Annotated in this window: 16 protein-coding genes and 2 pseudogenes; 11 read left to right on the top strand and 7 right to left on the bottom strand. The window is 46.7% G+C overall.

The genetic code is table 11. The features are described 5' to 3' along the window. Positions 1-6 precede the first annotated feature (6 nt). Both ptsP and RIN67_RS12385 read left to right on the top strand, forming a co-directional pair. Positions 7-1,731, top strand: coding sequence for a phosphoenolpyruvate--protein phosphotransferase (gene ptsP / locus RIN67_RS12390; RefSeq protein ID WP_313826123.1), 1,725 nt, complete (start codon positions 7-9; stop codon positions 1,729-1,731). A gap of 165 nt (positions 1,732-1,896) precedes the next feature. Continuing rightward, positions 1,897-3,939 carry a BglG family transcription antiterminator gene (locus tag RIN67_RS12385; protein WP_265000107.1) on the top strand — a complete coding sequence of 681 codons (2,043 nt, stop codon included), beginning with the start codon at positions 1,897-1,899 and terminating at the stop codon, positions 3,937-3,939. A gap of 101 nt (positions 3,940-4,040) precedes the next feature. Here the strand turns inward: RIN67_RS12385 and rpiA are convergent, their stop codons facing one another. Beyond that, complete coding sequence (gene rpiA / locus RIN67_RS12380; protein WP_265000108.1) at positions 4,041-4,727, bottom strand: ribose-5-phosphate isomerase RpiA; 687 nt, start codon at positions 4,725-4,727, stop codon at positions 4,041-4,043. A 794-nt stretch (positions 4,728-5,521) separates the two neighbouring features. Between rpiA and RIN67_RS12375 the strand changes: the two genes are divergently transcribed. The 7 genes and pseudogenes from RIN67_RS12375 (at position 5,522) to RIN67_RS13410 (ending at position 10,972) form a co-directional block, all read left to right on the top strand. Beyond that, positions 5,522-7,024: a BglG family transcription antiterminator gene (locus tag RIN67_RS12375; RefSeq protein WP_265000109.1), complete on the top strand. Its 1,503-nt coding sequence runs from the start codon at positions 5,522-5,524 to the stop codon at positions 7,022-7,024. After that, entirely contained in the window at positions 7,012-7,437 is a 426-nt protein-coding gene (locus tag RIN67_RS12370; RefSeq protein ID WP_265000110.1) for a PTS sugar transporter subunit IIA, read from the top strand. The genes RIN67_RS12375 and RIN67_RS12370 overlap by 13 nt, the downstream gene beginning before the upstream one ends. Before the next feature lie 15 nt (positions 7,438-7,452). Then, positions 7,453-7,905, top strand: a complete 453-nt coding sequence (locus tag RIN67_RS12365) for a PTS sugar transporter subunit IIA (RefSeq protein ID WP_265000111.1) — start codon at positions 7,453-7,455, stop codon at positions 7,903-7,905. 16 nt (positions 7,906-7,921) lie between these two features. Continuing rightward, entirely contained in the window at positions 7,922-8,251 is a 330-nt protein-coding gene (locus RIN67_RS12360; RefSeq protein WP_265000112.1) for a PTS fructose transporter subunit IIB, read from the top strand. Positions 8,252-8,272: 21 nt separating this feature from the next. After that, entirely contained in the window at positions 8,273-9,379 is a 1,107-nt protein-coding gene (locus RIN67_RS12355) for a PTS fructose transporter subunit IIC (RefSeq protein ID WP_265000113.1), read from the top strand. A gap of 18 nt (positions 9,380-9,397) precedes the next feature. Next, positions 9,398-10,087, top strand: coding sequence for a D-allulose 6-phosphate 3-epimerase (gene alsE, locus RIN67_RS12350; RefSeq protein WP_265000114.1), 690 nt, complete (start codon positions 9,398-9,400; stop codon positions 10,085-10,087). A gap of 621 nt (positions 10,088-10,708) precedes the next feature. After that, positions 10,709-10,972 (top strand): annotated as a pseudogene (locus tag RIN67_RS13410) (IS3 family transposase). Positions 10,973-11,039: 67 nt separating this feature from the next. Here the strand turns inward: RIN67_RS13410 and RIN67_RS12345 are convergent. Then, positions 11,040-11,696, bottom strand: coding sequence for an EAL domain-containing protein (locus tag RIN67_RS12345; protein ID WP_107738204.1), 657 nt, complete (start codon positions 11,694-11,696; stop codon positions 11,040-11,042). A gap of 372 nt (positions 11,697-12,068) precedes the next feature. On the opposite strand from RIN67_RS12345, the gene RIN67_RS12340 reads away from it, so the two are divergent. Both RIN67_RS12340 and RIN67_RS12335 read left to right on the top strand, forming a co-directional pair. Beyond that, entirely contained in the window at positions 12,069-13,079 is a 1,011-nt protein-coding gene (locus RIN67_RS12340) for an NAD(P)-dependent oxidoreductase (protein WP_265000115.1), read from the top strand. A 30-nt stretch (positions 13,080-13,109) separates the two neighbouring features. Next, positions 13,110-14,360, top strand: a pseudogene (locus tag RIN67_RS12335) (chloride channel protein). A 139-nt stretch (positions 14,361-14,499) separates the two neighbouring features. Here the strand turns inward: RIN67_RS12335 and RIN67_RS12330 are convergent. The 5 genes from RIN67_RS12330 to RIN67_RS12310 all read right to left on the bottom strand — a co-directional run bounded on the left by RIN67_RS12330 (position 14,500) and on the right by RIN67_RS12310 (position 19,471). Continuing rightward, complete coding sequence (locus RIN67_RS12330; protein WP_265000117.1) at positions 14,500-15,033, bottom strand: GNAT family N-acetyltransferase; 534 nt, start codon at positions 15,031-15,033, stop codon at positions 14,500-14,502. A 101-nt stretch (positions 15,034-15,134) separates the two neighbouring features. After that, a complete protein-coding gene (locus tag RIN67_RS12325; RefSeq protein WP_265000118.1) occupies positions 15,135-16,046 on the bottom strand; it encodes a zinc-ribbon domain-containing protein in 912 nt (303 codons plus the stop codon). Positions 16,047-16,060: 14 nt separating this feature from the next. Next, on the bottom strand, positions 16,061-17,578 hold the full coding sequence (locus RIN67_RS12320; protein ID WP_265000119.1) for a zinc ribbon domain-containing protein: 1,518 nt from the start codon (positions 17,576-17,578) through the stop codon (positions 16,061-16,063). 11 nt (positions 17,579-17,589) lie between these two features. Continuing rightward, positions 17,590-18,030 (bottom strand): zinc ribbon domain-containing protein, encoded by a 441-nt coding sequence (locus RIN67_RS12315; protein WP_024747312.1) that lies wholly within the window; start codon positions 18,028-18,030, stop codon positions 17,590-17,592. Positions 18,031-18,385: 355 nt separating this feature from the next. Then, the gene (locus RIN67_RS12310; RefSeq protein WP_265000120.1) at positions 18,386-19,471 is read right to left on the bottom strand and encodes a TcaA second domain-containing protein; all 1,086 of its coding nucleotides are present in this window, start codon (positions 19,469-19,471) and stop codon (positions 18,386-18,388) included. Positions 19,472-19,597 lie beyond the last annotated feature (126 nt).

Below are 19,597 nucleotides of genomic sequence, written 5' to 3'. Positions count from 1 at the left end.
AATAGTATGTCAGAGAGAATTACGGGAATTGCGGCTAGCGATGGCATTGGCATTGCTAAGGCTTATCGTTTAGTGCAACCGGATTTAACTTTTGAAAAGAAGACAGTTGATGATACTGAGCATGAAATTACCCGAGTTAAGCGGGCATTACAGGCATCCTCGAATGATGTACAGGCCATTCGAGACAGTGCAGAAAAGAGTTTAGGCAAAAAGGAAGCTGAAATCTTTGATGCTCATCTGGCAATTCTGGCTGATCCGGAGATGGTTTCACAAATTACTGATACCATTAAGCAGAAAAAGATTAATGCAGAAGAAGCCTTGTTTGAAGTCACGGATAATTTTGCGAAGACATTGCAAGCAATGGAAGATAATCCTTACATGCAAGAACGGGCGACGGACGTTAAAGATGTTTCTAAGCGAGTACTTAGTCATTTGTTAAACAAACCGTTACCTAACCCTGCTTTAATTCATGAGCCGGTCATTGTAGTTGCACATGATTTGACCCCTTCTGATACAGCGCAAATGAATCGAAAATACGTTAAGGGCTTTTTAGTAGATTTGGGTGGTCGAACGAGCCATTCAGCGATTATGTCCCGGACATTGGAAATCCCAGCGGTTGTAGGTTCTGAGAAGGCAACTCAAGTTGTGAAAAATGATGATGAAGTTATTCTTAATGGATTAGACGGTTTTGCGGTTGTTGCCCCTGATGACCAAGAGCAGCAACAGTATGCCGCTGAAGCACAGCATTTTGAGCAAGAACGTGCTGAGTGGCGAAAGCTTAGGAATCAACCGAGCGTTTCGGCGGATGGTCAGCACTTTGAAGTAGCTGCCAACATTGGAACGCCGAATGATGTGACAGCGGCAACGTCAGCTGGTGCTGAAGCCGTTGGACTGTTCCGGACGGAATTCTTGTACATGAATAGTGATGAATTGCCTACGGAGGACGCTCAGTTTGAAGCCTACAAGCGGGTTCTAGAGGCCATGAAGGGGAAGCCGGTGGTTATTCGAACGATGGATATCGGTGGAGACAAACATTTGCCTTACTTACCACTACCGGAAGAAATGAATCCCTTCTTAGGGTATCGGGCTATTCGAATCTCCTTGGATCGCCAAGAGATCTTCAGAACACAGTTGCGGGCTCTACTTCGAGCATCACACTATGGGCAATTGCGAATTATGTTTCCAATGATTGCAACCCTTGATGAATTTCAATCGGCTAAGCAAATTTTTACCGAAGAAAAGCAAAAATTGATTGATCAGGGTACTGCAGTAGCAGATGATATTAAATTAGGTATTATGGTTGAAATTCCAGCAACCGCAGCTTTTGCCGACCAATTTGCTAAGGAAGTCGATTTCTTTAGCATTGGGACCAATGACCTGATTCAATATACCTTTGCTGCTGATCGTGGAAACGATCGAGTTTCATACTTATATCAACCGTACAACCCAGCATTATTGCGGATGATAAATCGCGTTATTTCTGCCGCACACAAAGAAGGAAAAACTGCTGCAATGTGTGGTGAAATGGCAGGTGATAAAGTTGCTGTTCCGTTATTAATGGCTATGGGATTGGATGAGTATTCGATGAGTGCTACTTCAATTTTACGAGTTCGTAGTCAAATGAAGCACTTGAATGTGGCTGACTTGAAGAAACTTTTGCCTGAAATCTTGGAAAATTGCAAGACGAATGCTGAAGTAAAACAATTAGTTGAGCAAAAAGTAAACATTTAGTTTTCTGGATTTAGAGAAATTTTCCACTAGAAGTAACAAAGAACGATTAAATCGCATGATTGCCATCTGGATGGTTAATCATGCGTTTGGTCGTTTCTTAGATAAATTCTTAGTATTAAAAACTTGGTGGGTAATGATACTACTATAGTTGGTGAGGTAATTAGAGTGTTGAATATTAGCGAAAAGGGGAAAGTTAATTTAATAGCCACTACGTTGTTGGACGGAAAAAAGTATAAAACAGTGTCTGATCTACAAGCAACATTGGGCATTTCTCGGCGAAGCGTTTTTTACTGGCTTAAGCAATTAAATGTGACGCTGCAAGAGATGGGATTAGATAGTACTCAGCATTTACCACGGGGAGGTTATTTCTTAACGCAACCGACTATTGATGAATTACAAAAGTACATACAGAAAGATGCGTATCCCGAACTGAGCGTTGGTGATCGGCGGCACGTTTTGGTTTGGCTGTTGATACAGCGTGAAGACCATTTATCTCTGAATAAATTAGCCAACAAACTACATGTTTCAAAGAAAACAATTATCAAAGATTTTAAAGAGCTGGGCGAGAATCTGCCATTAGATACTGAAATTGTTAATACGAGTCACGGCAAAGAGCTCGTAGGGAGTGAATTATCTCAGAGAAGGTGGGTTTATCAATATTTAGAACAGAGAGATCCTATTATCCTTGAGGAAACCGGTAAGCTCCCTCTAGTTAAAAGTATTAAACAACGGATTATTGATTTTCAAGTGTCGATTGGAAATTATTATAGTGGAGATGCTGCACAGACCCTTATTCTCTATATTTCCTGGTTAATTGACCGTTTAAAGCATCATAAAAAATATCTTCATCAAGAAAATGAATTTCCAATGGATGATGTGGCAGTAGGGACCCAAAAATTGTTAACTACGTACGTTACTGTTAATTCCTCAGAAATTGGTAGCTTACGAAAACTCTTATTAGCAGGACAGCTTCAACACGTCAATCCAGGAGGGACTATTGCTAAGCAATTGTTAGAAATCACTAAAAAAATTGCTCGAAGGTTTAGTTCCGTTTCTGGTGTTGATATTGTGACGAAGCCGTTTCTAGAAGCGTTAACCACGCATTTATATTCAACATATTACCGTATTAAATACAATATTCAGTATCATAATAATACCTTGGATAGCGTGAGAGTAGAATACAGTTATCTTATGAATCTCACTAAATATGCTTTAAAACCATTTGAAAAGTTTATGGGGGTACCCGTATCTAGTGATGAATTGGCATTGATTGTGGTTTATTTTGGCGGGGAAGTAAAACGAATCTCTCCGGAGTGGATGTCTTCTAAGCAACAGCCAGATGTAGTCTTAGTTTGTACCAGTGGGATAGGGACTAGTTTGCTTTTGTTTCAGCAACTAGTCTCCCGTTACCCCGGAGTACGTTTCTCTCAGCCAATTAGTTTGTACGAGTTTCGTGAATATAATTTATCACGTAATCGGCCCAAACTAGTATTAACAACTACTAAGATTCAAGAACATTTAAGTGTTCCAATGTTGGCGGTTCGGGCCATACCGAGTCAGACAGATTTTCAACGACTTGATCATACTTTACAAAGTTTAGGCCTCGTTGGCTTATCTAAAGAAACCAGGACAGTGCATGCAGTTTTGGATATAATTACAGATTATGCTCGAGTTGACGATTTTAGTGGGCTATCGAATAGCCTAGCTGATTATTTTGAAAAAAAGCCAGAAACAGTTGAAACGGTGCGCCCATCATTAATGGAATTATTACCCTTAAATCATATTCAGGTTGTCAATCGTTTTGATAATTGGCAACGAGCAGTTACCGCAGCGTTGGCCCCCCTGTCAGAAGATGGGTCAATTGAACCAGGATATGTAAAAAGTATTATTGATATTACAGATGATAAAGGACCGTATATGGTTGTTAAGGATGGCGTAATGTTAGCGCATGCTACGCCAGAGGATGGTGCTAATACGCTATCAATGTCATTGTTATTGCTTAAACAGCCGGTTGATTTAATTGCACAGTCAGAAGTGCGTCCTTTAAAAATAATTTTAGGATTGGCACCAATCGATAGAGATTCCCATGTGCATGCGTTAAGCCAATTACTAACATTACTCCAAGATAAAACCTTGTATACGCAGTTAACACAATGTTCAACGCCGGAGGATATTTTGAATGTTATTGAAAAAACGAGTAATCAATAATAACCGGTATATGGGAAGCACGGAATACTAAAAAGTCCGCAAATTAGCGTTAATTGACGCATGTTTGCGGACTTTGTGTTAAATTTTTCAACTAATTATGATTAGTCTCGGGCGTGCAGAACCTCGGGGCCGTCTTGATGACCGACAATAACGGTATTGACGATGTTTAAAAATAACCCGTGCTCTACAATACCTACGATACCATTTAAGGTTTGTGCAAGTTGTTGAGGATGGTCAATGCGGCCAAGATGAAGGTCAATAATATAATTTTTAGAATCCGTTAAAACGTGATGACCATCTGGTGTTAAGCGGAAGGCAGGGTGAAGCCCCATTTTATCTAACTTTTGTAAAACGTGAGTGGAACCGAATGGGATAACTTCTAAAGGTAATGGGAACTTACCTAAGTGTTCAACCATCTTACTTTCGTCGACAATCCACATGTTTTTTCGAGAATTAATGGCTACGATTTTTTCCCATAAATGAGCTGCACCGCCACCCTTGATTCCTTGGAAGTTAGAGTCGATTTCATCGGCACCATCGATTGTTAAATCAAGATGATCGACGTCATCCAATTGCTTAATTTGGATACCCAGGGATTCTGCTTGCTGAGCAGAACGATCGGAGGTTGCCACACCAACAATTTTAAGTCCTTCTTTAGCGACTCTTTGTCCCAGAGCATCAATCATGTAACGGACTGTTGAGCCTGTTCCGATTCCTAAGGTCATACCATCTTGAACGTGTTTAACGGCTTCCTTACCGACCAACGCTTTTAGTTCGTTTTGATTCATAATAAAATCTCCTCAGTTTAGTAGTGAAAGTTCAATCCTCCACCAGAAAAAGTGGGGGTCAACTGAGGAATGATTCCCCGCATCCATAGCTTCGAAGAAGATTGGGAGATCTATTCGAATGAATTGTCATGTTAGTCAACTAAGTGGAACTAAGCCTATTGGGGATAATGACTTAGTTGACAATCATAATTCTAATGAGAGGATTGAACACTTTGATTTTGCCTCTTTCCAAAGTAGTTGTCAATATGGAAAGAAGGTATGAGTGTTGAAGAAGAGAATGAAAATTAGAGAATTTTTTAATGGTGCCGATAATGAACGTGAATAATTATTACTATATAAAAAGGCCTAGAGGTAATCTAGGCCCGCTGGAAAGATGGTTGTGCTTTCCTAATGAAGAAGTATGACGTAAATTCAGTCTACCATTAAATACTTAGAAATAGGAAAAATTATTTGGCCATTGCAGTGGTCAAATAATAAATGGAAATATTTTAGCCATGCTAATTAGTTGATTGTTTACTTTTGGGGAAGAGACGAAATGACGATTAGGGATAAATTCAAAGGACATTATTGAACGATGTGATTAGGGTTAGGCGACTTAGTGGTAATCAAGTGATAGTTAATAGTACAAGTCAATGATTTTCAATGACCGAGGAAAGGTGGACAACAGTGGATTATCTAAAGTAGTGGTTTTGGAGATTGGCAATGGACAAAGTGACCAAAGCAATGGACAAAGATATAGAAAGCGCTTTCTTAAAAGGATGATATTCTAGGTTATGTAGAAAGGAGTGAGCTGAATGGTTAAAGCAGATGTAAATCGTGAGCTAGTGAACTTACTTTATCAGCAAGATTCATATATAACGGCTTCAAAACTTTCCATTCAACTTAATGTTTCGCCAAAGACAGTATATCGGGCAATTAACCAAATTAATGATCGCGTAGGAAAACCGAAACTGATTGTTACAGCGAAAGGAAAGGGAGTAGAAATAAATCGCCAAAGGACTATGACGGATGAGGTACCATATAGTAACGTTGTAGATATTTCTAACGGTGATGGTTTTTCACCCAGTAAGCGACGTAAGCAAATAATGTTACGGCTGTTGTATATGTCGCCTCAGGGAATGGATGTTCGTAGTCTTTATAAGAATTTTTATGTAAGCGATTCTGTAATCAATAACGATGAAAAAGTTATTGGGACATGGCTAGAACGGTATGGTTTGCGAATGCATCGTAGTCATTGGAAACTGGCAATTGTGGGAGAAGAGTTGGTTGTTCGACGAGCAATCTCTGTATTAACCGATTTGACGGGAATTATTGATTTTAATAATATCTTCAAATTCTCCAAGGTAGCCTTGAATCAAATGGATGTAAACTTTGTAATTGATTTGATTCGTGATGCGGAAAAGGATTTGAGAATTGAAATTCCATATCCATATGATATTAATTTGTTTTCCCATGTTTATATTCTGATTAATCGGTATCGTAATGTTGGAAATCGAGGCTTCATCGGTGTCCATCCAGTTGCCGAAAGTAAGATGCCTAACCGGAAATTACTGGAGTGTACGCAGATTATGGGCCGGCGCATTGAAAAGTATGCTCACATAAAATTACCGGCAACTGAGATTACTTATATCTACGAGTACTTAAATGCCTCGCGAATTACGGGTGATGATCAACGTGCAGATATTCTTCCGCAAAGAGCGATTCAAGTAGCTCAGGACTATGTGTATATGGTTGGCGAAATACTCCACATGACGATTCACGCAGATGACATCATTGAAGATCTTAGTAATCATATTCGGCCAATGTTGAATAGGCTAGCTAATGGAATTCAGGCGAAGAATGAGTTGTTAGATCAGGTCAAACGTGAATATCCGCAAATCTTAGATGCTGTAGTACAAGCTTCTAAAAAGATTTCTGTCAAGTATCAATTGGAAAATATCTCTCTAGATGAAAGTGCCTTTATTGCTATTTATATTGCACGAGTAGTAGAGCAAACTAAACGTCCGTTGCATATTGTAATTGCGTGCACTACAGGTATTGGAACAGCTGAGCTTATACGCGTTAAAGTTCATAAGACGCTGCCTAATTTGGTCGTTGATGATGTCATTTCATTGAATCAATATATGACGAACCGACAGAAATATCGGGATATAGATTTTATTATTTCGACAATTCCGTTAAAAGCAGAGCGTGATGTTCCAGTGATTGTGGTGAGTGCATTATTTAGCCAACGTGATCAAAATGCTATTCGTAAGATTATTAATCAGTTGTCTGGAGGTGCCGCATGGAAAAAGTAGAAGGAATGCAACGTTTTGTGTTACATGAACCAATAGAAAAAGATGCGCTCTTTGAACGAGTATGTTCTAACTTACAGGATGAGGGCGTTATTACATCATCGGTTTTAGTTGAAGCTGCTTTGAGAAAAAGGGAACGGCTTTCGAGTACTTTGATTGATGAGCAAACTGCAATGCCACATTGTCAGGAGACTGCGGTACACGAGGCTAAAATTGTTTTAGTGGATTGTCACCAGTTTCCGGTGAAATGGACGGAAGAGGGCATATGGGTTACTGGAGTTGTTTTTCTATTCTTAAGTGAACAAACTTCGCAAGAGCAACTGTTAGCTATGAGATCATTTGTCCGTGGATTAGCTGACCATCAGGTTGTTCAAGCGTTGTTTCAAACTAAATCAGTTAATAATATGACATCATAAAAGGAGTTGTTAGGAATGGCAGTTGTTCAAGAAACATTAAATCCGAAAGCAATTATTGTGAATAGCATGGCAACATCAAAGGATGAAGTATTAAAAGAAATGATTCATCAACTTAATTTAATCGGTGCAGTTGATGATGAAGAAGAATTTTTGAAAGATGTTTATGTACGTGAATCACAAGGAATGACAGGAATTGGTAACGGTGTGGCAATCCCACATGGTAAAAGTGTTAGTGTCAAAGATCCAGCTGTAGCGATTGCTACACTGGATGATCCCATTGAATGGGAAAGCTTAGATGATCAAAAGATTCAAATCGTTGTGTTATTTGCCGTTACGGATAGTCCAGATGGAGCACAGGTTCATCTTAAAATGTTATCTGAGTTTGCAAAAAAATTGGGTGATGATGATGTTCTGGATGCGCTTAAGGGCGCAAATAATATTGATGAAATTGTTGCGGCATTTGATTAATTAGGAGGAATTTATCATGAAAATTGTTGGAGTATGTGCTTGCACCGTTGGTATCGCCCACACTTATATTGCTCAAGAGAAGTTAGAAAAAGCGGCGGCTAAAAAGGAATTTGATATTCATTTGGAAACGCAGGGGACGATTGGAACCCAGGATGCATTAACGCCAGAAGATATTGAAAGCGCTGACATCGCTATTCTTGCAGTTGATGTAAAGATTAAAGGAATGGATCGGTTCGCCAACATCACTAAAATTACGGTACCTACTGACATTGCCATTAAGTCGCCAAATAAATTGTTGGACAAGGCGGCTGAAATCGCTAGCAAAAAGCAAAAAGCTCATGCTTAATTAGGTTAGGGGACGAAAATCATGAAAGATGCGTTAAAAAGTTTACGTCTTAAGAATCATCTATTAACAGCAATTTCGTATTTGATTCCGGTTGTTTGTGGCGCTGGATTCATGATTGCTATCGGTTTGGCTTTTGGTGGAAGTTCATCAGCTGATTTAACTAAAAGCTTTTCTTTCTGGGACGCTTTAGCCGTTATGGGAAGTACCGGTTTAGGAATGCTGCCGATGATTATTTCGACTGGAATTGCCTTTTCCATTGCCGATAAACCGGGTATCGCACCCGGGATAGTCATTGGATTAGCTGCTCAGCAAATTGGTGCTGGATTCATTGGTGGTTTAATTGGTGGATTTATGGCCGGCTGGTTAGTTCTAGCTACTATCAAGTATGTTAAGTTACCTGGTTGGGCTAGTGGACTTATGCCGATGTTGGTTGTTCCTTTTATTGCTTCGTTGCTAGGATCGCTGATCATGATTTACGTAATTGGGGGACCTATCAGTTGGTTGACCACTTGGTTAACACATTACTTAGCTTCCTTAGGGACATCATCCAAGATTTTCTATGGCTTGATGATTGGAATCTTAGCCAGTGTTGATTATGGTGGACCAATTAATAAGACGGTGTTTGCTTTTGTTTTAACGATGCAGGCATCTGGTGTAAATGAACCAATTACGGCTTTGATTTTAGTTAATATGGCCACACCATTAGGATTTACAGCTGCTTACTTCTTCGGTAAATTATTCCGTAAGAATATTTACTCTAAGGTTGAAGTTGAAACGATTAAAACGGCATTCCCTATGGGAATTTTTGAAATTGTTGAAGGTGTCTTACCTATTGTCTTAAATGATATTGTTCGGTGTGTTGTGGCAACAGGAATTGGTGGCGCTGTCGGTGGAGCCATTTCCATGTACTTCAGTTCCAACAGTAAGGTACCATTTGGTGGTCTGTTGGCAATTCCGACAATGACTCGTCCGTTAGGCTTTATTTTAGGATTAGTAGCCAACGTCGTTGTTACTGGAATGACATTAGCTATCCTCAAAAAGTCAGTGGTTACAGAAGATGAGGATGAAGAGGCTGATGATGAATCTATCGAAGCTGATTTAAATATGGATGATATTCAGATTTCTTAATAGTTGGAGGAATAATTTATGAATGTAAAATTTTCACCATCGTTGATGACTATGGATTTAAAGAATTTTAAAGAGGAAATTTCCTTCTTAAGTGATAAAGTTGATTCATTTCATATCGATATTATGGACGGTCACTTTGTTCCTAATTTGACGTTATCGCCATGGTTTATTGATCAAGTAAGAACAGTGACTAATACCCCAGTTTCATCGCATTTAATGGTTGAAGATCCTACTTTCTGGGTTGATGAATTGATTAAGTCACGGAGCGATTACATTTGTTTCCCTGCGGAACGGGCAAATGGAACTGCCTACCGCATGATTAATAAAATTCATGCTGCAGGTCTTAAAGCGGGGGTAGTTCTTAATCCTGAGACACCCGTAAACTCTATTGCATCATACTTGGACGATTTGGATAAAGTCACGATTATGACCGTTGATCCGGGATTTGCCGGTGAGAAGTTTGTAGAATCGGCATTGGATAAAATTGTACAGCTACGTGATATTCGCGACGAGAACCAATATCATTATCTTATTGAAATGGATGGTTCTTCAAATCGTAAGTCGTTCAAACGAATCCATGATGCCAACCCGGACATTTATATTATTGGACGCAGTGGGTTGTTTGGATTGGATGATGATATTGAGGTAGCCTGGAATCAAATGGTTCATAATTTCTATGATGCAACTGGTGTGGCGGTAGCCCAATAAATTTAAAATGACATTATAAAAAATACAGAAGGTGAAAGTACTCTACAATTGTTAGACAAAGTGGGGTACTTTTCTTATAAAGTCATGATTGGCAAAATCGCGCCTAGTTTTCCTAAGCAAAAGTTCACCGCAACTAAGCCCTTAACAATTCTGCATACTGATGTCACGCAGGTCGTCTTATATAACGGTAAATAGCTACATCTCAGTGTCATCAACAAGGCAATTAAAGAGGTTATGTAAGCAGTAAATAACCGACCGAATTTAAAGCCAGCTCAATGTGTTCTATGATTACCTCATCATAATTAAATGGTGAGGTATTTTTGATGAGTGAAAAAACAGATATTGTTCAAACTTGAACGGACCATACCAATCTAGTTTTGAATATGCGTTCAACTAAAGCACTACAACTTAAAGTAGACGACAATAAATCAACGATTTTTTACAACCGGGTTAATGGATATATTTTGGATACCCTATTTTACTGCTTACGAGGTTCTTGCGGCAGTAGCGAGTTATTTTCTCAATAAAAAACTAATCAAAGATAAATTAGATGAGGCCCAAAATCATCTTATCGGAGGTATTCAGCCGACCCTTCATTCCGATTAAGGATGGCAATACCAAATTCCTAGTTATCAGTCACAGCTCAAAAAGATAGGAATCGTTCAAGACATGTCTTGTAAAGGTAATTGTCATGATAACGCGCTAGTAGAGAGTTTCTTTAGCCTTCTAAAACATGAGTGTTTGAATCAATACAGGATTCAAAACCTTACCGAGTTAAGAGGTATTTTGAAGCTCTATATCAAGTAGTTCAATAATGAACGCATCTCAGTGAAAACAAAAGGCTTGAGCCCTGTAAGATACAGGAATCAAGTCTTAGCAGCATAAATCAAATTACCATCTAACTTTTCTATTGCACTTCAAAGCCTGTCAGCGTTAAGGAAGGCCATTACTTTTAGCCACAATAGGGTACGGGCTTGCTGTAGTAGTAGCCTTGCGTGGTTTGCGCGCGGTATTTTTCGGCCAAGGCCACGTCGGATTGATCCTCGATGCCTTCAACGGTGAGGCCCAGGTGATACAGGTCCGCAACGTCGCGCCAAGTCTGCAGACTGTTGTGAATCTCGGACTGCCGGTGTTGCCGACGGAAATTCTGGAGGGCGAACTTAATCGTGTCCATAAACGGGAGAATCTCACGAACTGCCGACGTCCAAGGGTTATCGGTCCCGACATCGTCCAGACTCAATTCAATGTCGTAGGCCTTGTACAGTGCGGCGAAACGGTGCACTTCGCTTAAGGACGGCGCTTCAGTCAGTTCAATGATCAGGTGCAGGCCCGGGACGGACTTTTTCAGACTAATCAGATGACCAATCGTTTCTTGGTCGTTGAATTGTTCGCGGTTCAGGTTAAAGGAAATCTGGGGATTGTTCGGATGGTCACGAAGAATGTTCGTGATTTCCCGATGCGACAGGACCATCTGTTGGGCCATAGAGACGGCCGTAAAATTGGTCGGCGTTACCCAGTAATCGTGGTGCGAAGAGCGTAATAACAATTCATAACCAGCTAACTTTTGGGTAGCCACGTTGATTTGTGGTTGAACAAAGAAACGATACATCGGGATTAAAATCCCCTTTCCATAAACTCGATGGGTTTCATACTACCCGCAATTATACAGCCTATGTCGTAAAATAGCGACTAAAAGACGCTATCCAATATCAAAAACCAGTAACATTTCAACCGCGCATACCGTTATTCTTTCGGATTTATTTTTATGATCTTGGGGGTGTTTGTCCGCGTGAATCCCACGGGGCCCTAGGGGTTAGCGCAAGTGTTTACTTGCGAATATCCGGGGGTTCGGGGATGGTGCAACGCCTTTATTGTGATTCGCAGGTGGCCACATTTAGGACTTATTTAAAGGTCCCAGCGCTAAAAATGGGGGTTAATCGGTGGTATAGTAAATCTATCGAACAGGAAAGTAGGGGGTATCATGGCTAAGATTACGGCGTACGGGGTGCGGCCCAACGAGCGGCCGTACTTCGACCGGTTAAATCATGACCACTTCGAGATGACCTATGTGGCGGATTTATTGACTCACGCCAACGCCGACCAAGCCCGCGGCGCGGACGGGGTCCTGGTCCGCGGGAACTGCGTGGTGGACCGGGAAAACCTGCGCCAATTCGCCAAGTGGGGGATTCGGGCAGTCTTCACGCGTTCTGTGGGCGTTAACCATATCGATCTAGTGGCGGCCGCGGAATTCGGTATCCAGATTGCCCGGGTACCGGGCTACTCCCCGTATGCGGTGGCGGAACTGGCGTTGACCTTGGGGCTCAGCCTCTTTCGCCACGTCGATGCAGCAGTTCAGCGGACGCGTCAGGGGGACTTTCGGGTACCCGCCAGTTACTTTAGCCGGGAACTCCATACGGCGACGGTGGGCATCATCGGTGCTGGACGCATCGGGATGGCGGAGGCCCGCCTCTACCGGGGACTGGGCGCACAGGTCATGGCCTACACCCCTCACCCTAAGGTTGCCGACCGGCAAGTGGTGACGTTCGGCGACCGCGCCACGGTATTGGGCCACAGTGACATCGTCTCGGTTCATGTCCCGTATATTCCGGGGGAGAACGACCAGTCTTTGGACCAGCAGTTCTTAGCACAAATGAAACCCCAGGCCGTTCTAGTCAACACGGCGCGTGGCGAATTAGCGGACCCGGCGGCGATTCTACACGCCCTAGATGCCGGCCAACTTGGCGGGTACGGGGCGGACGTGGTGACCAACGAGACCCAGTTGATCGGCCAGGACTTTGGCCAAGTCGCCGCGGTTCCGGATGCAGCCGTGCGGCAGTTGTTAGCCCACCCGCGCGTGATGGTGACCCCGCACATGGGGTCCTTCACCGAGCCGGCCTTAGAAGACATGATCAAAGTTAGCTACCAGAACTTTCGGGAATGGTGGGCGACTGGTCGGGTGACGAATGGGGTTTCGGTGAGAACCCATGGATAATCTTAAAATTAATCACAAAGGACGTTTGATATGTTAAAGAGTAAAGAAAACAGAGTGCTCGCAATCTCCACCATCATCATTGGGGTGCTTGCGGGAATGGGGTCGCTGGCGTTGAGCCTCTTTTATGACGTGATTGAGCACCTCTTCTTACGCTACAACGAAACCACTTGGTCGCCAGTGGCCTGGGCCGCGGGCGGTAAAATTCGGCTGATTTCGTTAGTGGTAGGGGGCATCCTAGCGGCCCTTTCGTGGTGGTTCATGCGAACCAAGATGAAGCCCACGGTCTCCATTAATCAGGGATTAGATGGTAAAAAGATGCCCGTGGGCACCACGGCGCTACACGTCTTCACCCAAATCTTCTTCGTGGGTGTCGGAGGGTCCGTCGGGAAAGAATTGGCGCCCCGGGAACTGGGGGCTATGCTCTCCCAGACCTGGCAACGGTTCATGAGTAAGTTCACGCCGGTCCAGTTGTCGGCGGAAGACCGCAAGTTGCTGGTGGCCGCCGCGGCCGGTGCCGGATTCGCCGGCGTCTACATTGCGCCGATTACCGGGACCATGTTTAGCCTCGAGCTGTTGTTGAAACGCATTGATCAACGGTCGATTCTGGTTAGTCTGACGATGTCCATTGAGGCCATGTTGGTGGGGTCGCTCCTCAAGGGGTTCCATCCCTATTACGGCGTCGGCAACGGTAAGTTTTCACTGATCAGTACCTTGGTGGTCTTGGTTGTGGGTCCGGTTTGTGGTATCTTAGGTTCCCTGTTCCGCAAGCTGTTTAAATGGGCGAACGCTCACCAGACCCGGGACAACAAGCTACTTTGGTAACTGCCGTTGGTGGCGTTGTTGACGGGGCTCATCGCCTTTTACTTCCCAGAAATCATGAGTAACGGGCGGCCTTTGGCCCAGACCGCGTTTGCGACCACTAACGCCGGGTTTATCTTGAAGGTCTTGTTAATCGGAGCGGTCTTAAAGGCCCTGGTGACGGTACTTTCCCTGCGCGCGGGGGCCTCTGGGGGAACCTTGACGCCGTCGATTGCGATTGGCGCGGTAGTTGGTGTGACCTTTGGAATCGTGGTCAATCACTTTTTCCCCGCAGTCCCGATTTGGGAGATCGGGTTACTCGGTGCGTCCTCATTATTAGCGGCTTCGCAACAGGCGCCGTTGATGGCACTATTTATGATCTTTGAGGTCTGTCATTTGAACTACTCGGCCCTGTTACCGCTGGGGTTGGGCGTTTGCTTGGCAGTGATTACGTCTAAGTATATTTTGAAAAAAGCACACTAAATTGACATGGAGCGTAAAGAAATGGCACGACTTCGGAATTTTCCGGAAGTCGTGCCATTTTGTGGTTTGATGGTTCTAGTCCAAGTGGTGGTCAAGTCTTGTCTGGGCACTTGGTAAGGCCGATGACCACCTGCTAATCTTACAAATTCAACTCATAAGCCCGTCGCGCATTGTCCTCAGGATTCTCGGCGGGTTCGTCCACGTAGATCTTCCCCCGGAAGGCGTACCCGAAGCTGGTCACGATGGCCTGCATCCGCTTATTTAAGTCGTGGGTGTCGATGCGGAAGTTGCGGATGCCGTCGCGGTACGCCGCACTGATCAGGTTGGAGAAGAAGTAGTGACTCAGGTGCTGACCGCCAAAGCCGGCACCAATTGCAATCCGGTGAATCGTGGCGTAAGGGTCCGTGGTGTTTTGCCAAGCCCCATTATAGATCTGGTGATAGTTGGGGTCGTCGGCCACCACCATGGTTGCCGTCCCCGCAATCTTTCCGTCCACCATCAACAACCAGCATTGCTGCGCAGCAATGTCGCGTTTCAACGTGTCGGTATCCGGGTATCCGTCCTGCCACTGCGGGCTACCGTCGGCCTTTAATAAGGCCTTAGCGCTATCGATGATGGCCATGATGTCTGGCAAAGCTGCCAGGGTTGCGCGTTCGATATAAATTAAGCTCATAACAGAGCCCCCTTCGAGAATGTCTAAGTCTTAGAATACCACGGTTAGGCTACAAAGGGCAGACAAAATCCGCCGTCCCAGAAGACCGCGGATTTTAAAAGTTACCAGATACTAGAAGTGCTGCCGTAACTATCGAAGATTTGCGAGAAGGTGTTCTCCAGTGAACTGCCAATCACGCCGCCGACCAAGCCGCTAAAGATTCCTAGGGCTAAGGAGAGGGCGATGATGGCGACCACTAACAGGTAGAAAGTGTCCCACCGCGGTTGCGGCGTGTCACTGACCACGCTGTAGACGAAGGCCATGTTTAAAATCAGCATGGCCGCCCCAATCAGGAGGAACAAGAAACCCCAGCTGACCAGACCCGTTGCGGAGTCGACCGGCGTGAACAGACTGACGATGACGCCCAGCGCCTCGATGGCGAGCCCCAAGTTTAACAGGCCCGCAAAGCTGGTGGCGTAAGCCTTGAACGTCAGCTGACCGGTGGTGTCGTTGAGCCGGCGGAAGCCGTAGCCCACGCCCGCGTAAATGGCCAGCGTCAGCAGTAAGACAATTAAAACGGCAACGCTAACGCGCCAGATGATGCCCGTCAGGTTGAGCTCCAGGTTCGTGGCCTGGTTGGCCGCGGATGCGGCCCGAAAGCCCAGTAACATCAGTCCCAACGTTGGGAATAGGGCCGCCAGCAGGTAGGTCACCCCGCCGAAGAGGGCCGGGGTCTGCTCGACGGTTCGGGTAGGGTGCTTGACGGTCGCCAGCCACCAGGCAAAGTAGTTGCCCGAGAAGCGCTTGACCCGTTGAACGTCGTCGCGGCGCTGGTTAGGGGCCGCTGGGTCGGCGTTTTCAGCCTGGGAATGGGTCGTGGCTTGGCGCTGATCCGACGCAGTGTTCGTGGCTTGGTCCGGTGCGGCCGTAGCCGCCGGTGTCTTGAGTTGGTACCCGCAGTGGGTACAGAACTTAGCCCCCGCTGCGAGGGGTTGCCCGCATTGCGGACAGAATTTCGAGGTGGTCTTTTCCATATTAAAGTCCTCCGTTAGTCATCATTATCGTGGTAGTCGTTGATCTTTTGCGCGGGTGTGATCTTTACAATCTGGTTGTTGAGACTCGCATCGCTATCGTGGCTGGTATCCTTAACCGTTGCCGTGTACTGGAAGGTCTGGATGTGGTCGTAGTCGTCGAGCATGAAGTCGTACTTGACCGTGTAGGTGACCAGACTGGTCCGGTCGGGGCCGGGCTGGATGTCCTTGATGGTGGTGGTAATCGTGGTTCCGTCGATGTTGTCATCCTTATAGTAGCCTTGGCCCATGGACTTAAACTGCTGGTACTCGGTGTTACTACTGCCGTTTTCGAAGAAGGCGTCTAAGTCGTCGTCTTCGTCGTCCGTGGCGTCATCCATGTCACCGCCGTTCGACAGGTTCTCGATGGCCGTGAAGAGGTTACTAATGAAGTCGTCCGCATCGCTTTCGTCAATCACGCCCGGATACTTGAGGTCGACGGTGTCCCCGTCGGCGTTTTTATCCAGCATCACGGTGTTCGACTTAGCCGTGCCGTTGGTCGACCCATACTGGGCGTAAACGCTCATGTTGGCGGACCAAGGTTCGTCTTTGAGCGTAAAGGCCCCCGTGTTATCGGCCGTTCCCACCTTCTTGCCGTTGAGGTAAATGGTGGACGCCGGGACCGTATTAAAGGTCGCCGAAATGGTCCGCAACTCGAGGTCGTAGGTCGCATCGCTGGTGATGTGGTAGTCACTGCTGTTGGTCAGCTGGTGGCTGCCGACCTTACCGCTGGCCTGTAAGTGGTATTCGCCGGGGACTAAGGCCCCCAGCTTCTTGGTATATGTATCGCTGTTCGCCGTGGCGACCGTGTGGTGATCCAGGGAAATTACTGTCTTGGCGTGGTTGGTGGTGACCGTCGGATAGACCGGCGTGACGTTGATCTGGTACTTAGGGAAGAGCAGGAAACGTCGTCCCGTAGACCGGTAGGTGAAGTGGCCGTCGGTGCTCCGACCTCCGGCTGCCAGTTGCGCTTTTAAGCTGGCCAGCTGTTGGGGATGATCGCGGTAGTAGCGGTTGACCGGGACCAGCTTAGCGGTGGTCAGTTTCAAATCAGCGCTACTGCTGGCAAAGTCGTGAGTTAGGTGTTTCCCGCTCCGGATGTCGCTGGTGATGCGGTCTAGCGTGGTGGCTTTCGAGTAGTAGTGGCCACCCCAGCCAATCAGGCCGATGAGGACCACCCCAACCAGTCCCAGGCCCCACCACTTGGCCTTTTGGGACTTGGTCAGGGGTGTGCGCGGGCGCCGTTGGGGCGTCGGAGCTGGTTGCGGCGTCGTGGTCTGCGAAGCCGTCGGTTGCGGGTTGGGCTGTGCGGAGGTCGTCGGCTGTGGCGCCTCGGGCGTCTGGTCGTTGGTCACTTGGTCGGTGACCAAGTTGTACCCACAATTTTGACAGAAAGTGTCAGTCGGGGCGACGGGTTGGCCACAGTGGGGACAGAAGTTGGGCCGGTCGCCACCGGCCTGGTCGTCAGCGGGCGCGTAAAACGGACGTTGGTTCATAACGCGCCTCCTTAGACTTGCGGCTGAGCCACGAGGGCTTCGCCGTAGAGACAGAGTTGACTAGGGTTGGTGGGTTGCGGTTGAAGGACGATGTGGGCGCAACCGTCGTAGTGCTTGGCCAACAGAAGGGCCATCAGATGCTTCATCAGGTCCTCCCAAGCGGCCTTTTGCCCGGCTTGCGGAGCGACGTCGCTTTCCGCGAAGACCAGGCCAGCGCTACGGTAACCCGCCGGAATCGTGGTGGCTTGGGTGATCACGAAGCGCTTAGTTTGGGCGATTTCGTCGTCCGTTAGGTCCAGCCCGGTCAGGGGGAAGGACAGGTCGCTACTGTGGGGCACCATGATGTAGTCGTCGGCCGCGGAGAGCTTAGCGCCACACTTCAGGCAGAAGTTAGCGTCGCCGGCGTTCTGGTACCCACATTGGGAACAGATACGGCTAGTGGTTTGTTTCATATTAAAGACTTCCTTTCGTTTACATCTGAGATAAAGCCATTCGCCCGCCTATGCTCAGAGGCTGGAACGCCTGCGGGCACGATTTTGAACTTCGCTAAAGGCGCGAATTTCAAAACTCGGCCTGATGGTAAGCCAGCAAGAATCGCTGACTAACCATCACTTCGCTGGCTAAGCCTCTGCTCGCCTCCGGGCTGTCAATTGGCGGTGAAAATGACATGGCATTAGCTGACAATTACGGATGATGAATGACTTTGAAACTAGCGTTGAACCCAGAAATCAACTAGGGCCCGTTTAGACTTAGCAGTTGTCTGGTAAGACGAATTAGGACAACGGCTGGGCGCTAAACCAGTTTCAATTAATCATCGTCGTCATCATTGGTTTCGAACTTACCGGTGCTGGCGTTGTACAGGCTGACGATCGAGTGGACTTGGTCGTAGCGGTAAGTCCCGTCTGACACGCCGGTATCCCGGTCGTAGGTCTTGATTTCGAGAACTTGCGGATGGGGTTCAGAGACCGTGTAGCGCTCGTCGTCGGGGTCGAAATCGTAGTCGTCACTGGCCGCGTCGATGGCTTCCTGGGCGTCCGAAGACATGTCGGCTTCCAATTGCCCCCGCGTGGCACTGCTGGATTGGTCGTTGGGGTGTGGTTGCTCGCCGGTCCCGGAATTGCTGGTGGTCGTGGTGGTCGAACTGCTAGTGGTCTTCGCCGCCTTGGCGGTCAGCGCGATGGCCTGGTTACGGTCCTGACTTCCCAGCAGATCTGTGGTGACGCTGGCCTTATCGCGGGTCCCCGAGAGTTTGAACGTGTAGTGCCCAGGGAACAGGGGGCCGGCGGTGTAGGTGAAGTGGTCGTTCTTGGCCGTGATCACCGCATCGTTGTTCGCCAGGATGGTGGCGTTGGCGGCGTTGGTACTGAGGTGGGGATGCATGGTCGCCACCTGCAACTTATACACGGGCAGGACGCCTAGGGTGTGGCCAGCTGTGACCAGTTTAAAGGTGTGGTCGCGGGTCTCACCGGAATCCAGCAGGTCGGCACGCATGTTCTTGACGTACTGGGGATGCTTGCGGGTGTAGTCCAAGAACGGCTGGACCGTGTCGCCCGTGATCTTGAGGCTAGGGTCGTCACTGGTCAGGTGCTTGGCTAGATCATTGCTTTGGTTGGCCGTGATGGCGTCGGTGATCGTGGTGATCTGCTTGGGCTTTCCGGCTTGCCGGTGGTAAAAGCCGACGCCTAAGAAGGCGACCACGATGACGGCCAGGGCAATCACGCCGCCCAAGACTTTGCCCAGCCAATGGTGGTGGGACCGGGGCGACGGGGAGTTGGCCCGCCGGCGACCAGCGGTGGCGGCCGGGGCCTGGGTCTGGGTCAGGTCGTAGCCGCAGTGTTCACAGAAGCGACTGCCAGCGGTGACGGGTTGATGACAATGCGGACAGGTTTGCATAGGGACGAAGCTCCTTTTTGAGAAAATAGATGGCTGCTCTAATCATACAAGTTATAAATCACGCAGAACTAGGGTGGTTTTTCGGCTAAAAAGGCAGGACCCTCAAGTGTTCTGACCTGACATTAT

The sequence above is a fragment of the Levilactobacillus namurensis genome (assembly GCF_032197885.1).
In the GTDB taxonomy this organism is placed as follows: Bacteria; Bacillota; Bacilli; order Lactobacillales; family Lactobacillaceae; genus Levilactobacillus; species Levilactobacillus namurensis_A.
This window is presented reverse-complemented; position numbering and strand designations above follow the sequence as displayed.

What these genes read in the sequence shown, in the direction of transcription:
- RIN67_RS12340 (WP_265000115.1), top strand. Translation starts at nt 12,069, where the DNA reads ATGGCTAAGATTACGGCGTACGGGGTGCGGCCCAACGAGCGGCCGTAC.
- RIN67_RS12355 (WP_265000113.1), top strand. Translation starts at nt 8,273, where the DNA reads ATGAAAGATGCGTTAAAAAGTTTACGTCTTAAGAATCATCTATTAACA.
- RIN67_RS12315 (WP_024747312.1), bottom strand. Translation starts at nt 18,030, where the DNA reads ATGAAACAAACCACTAGCCGTATCTGTTCCCAATGTGGGTACCAGAAC.
- RIN67_RS12310 (WP_265000120.1), bottom strand. Translation starts at nt 19,471, where the DNA reads ATGCAAACCTGTCCGCATTGTCATCAACCCGTCACCGCTGGCAGTCGC.
- RIN67_RS12375 (WP_265000109.1), top strand. Translation starts at nt 5,522, where the DNA reads ATGGTTAAAGCAGATGTAAATCGTGAGCTAGTGAACTTACTTTATCAG.
- rpiA (WP_265000108.1), bottom strand. Translation starts at nt 4,727, where the DNA reads ATGAATCAAAACGAACTAAAAGCGTTGGTCGGTAAGGAAGCCGTTAAA.
- RIN67_RS12370 (WP_265000110.1), top strand. Translation starts at nt 7,012, where the DNA reads ATGGAAAAAGTAGAAGGAATGCAACGTTTTGTGTTACATGAACCAATA.
- ptsP (WP_313826123.1), top strand. Translation starts at nt 7, where the DNA reads ATGTCAGAGAGAATTACGGGAATTGCGGCTAGCGATGGCATTGGCATT.
- RIN67_RS12360 (WP_265000112.1), top strand. Translation starts at nt 7,922, where the DNA reads ATGAAAATTGTTGGAGTATGTGCTTGCACCGTTGGTATCGCCCACACT.
- RIN67_RS12330 (WP_265000117.1), bottom strand. Translation starts at nt 15,033, where the DNA reads ATGAGCTTAATTTATATCGAACGCGCAACCCTGGCAGCTTTGCCAGAC.
- RIN67_RS12320 (WP_265000119.1), bottom strand. Translation starts at nt 17,578, where the DNA reads ATGAACCAACGTCCGTTTTACGCGCCCGCTGACGACCAGGCCGGTGGC.
- RIN67_RS12325 (WP_265000118.1), bottom strand. Translation starts at nt 16,046, where the DNA reads ATGGAAAAGACCACCTCGAAATTCTGTCCGCAATGCGGGCAACCCCTC.
- RIN67_RS12345 (WP_107738204.1), bottom strand. Translation starts at nt 11,696, where the DNA reads ATGTATCGTTTCTTTGTTCAACCACAAATCAACGTGGCTACCCAAAAG.
- RIN67_RS12365 (WP_265000111.1), top strand. Translation starts at nt 7,453, where the DNA reads ATGGCAGTTGTTCAAGAAACATTAAATCCGAAAGCAATTATTGTGAAT.
- alsE (WP_265000114.1), top strand. Translation starts at nt 9,398, where the DNA reads ATGAATGTAAAATTTTCACCATCGTTGATGACTATGGATTTAAAGAAT.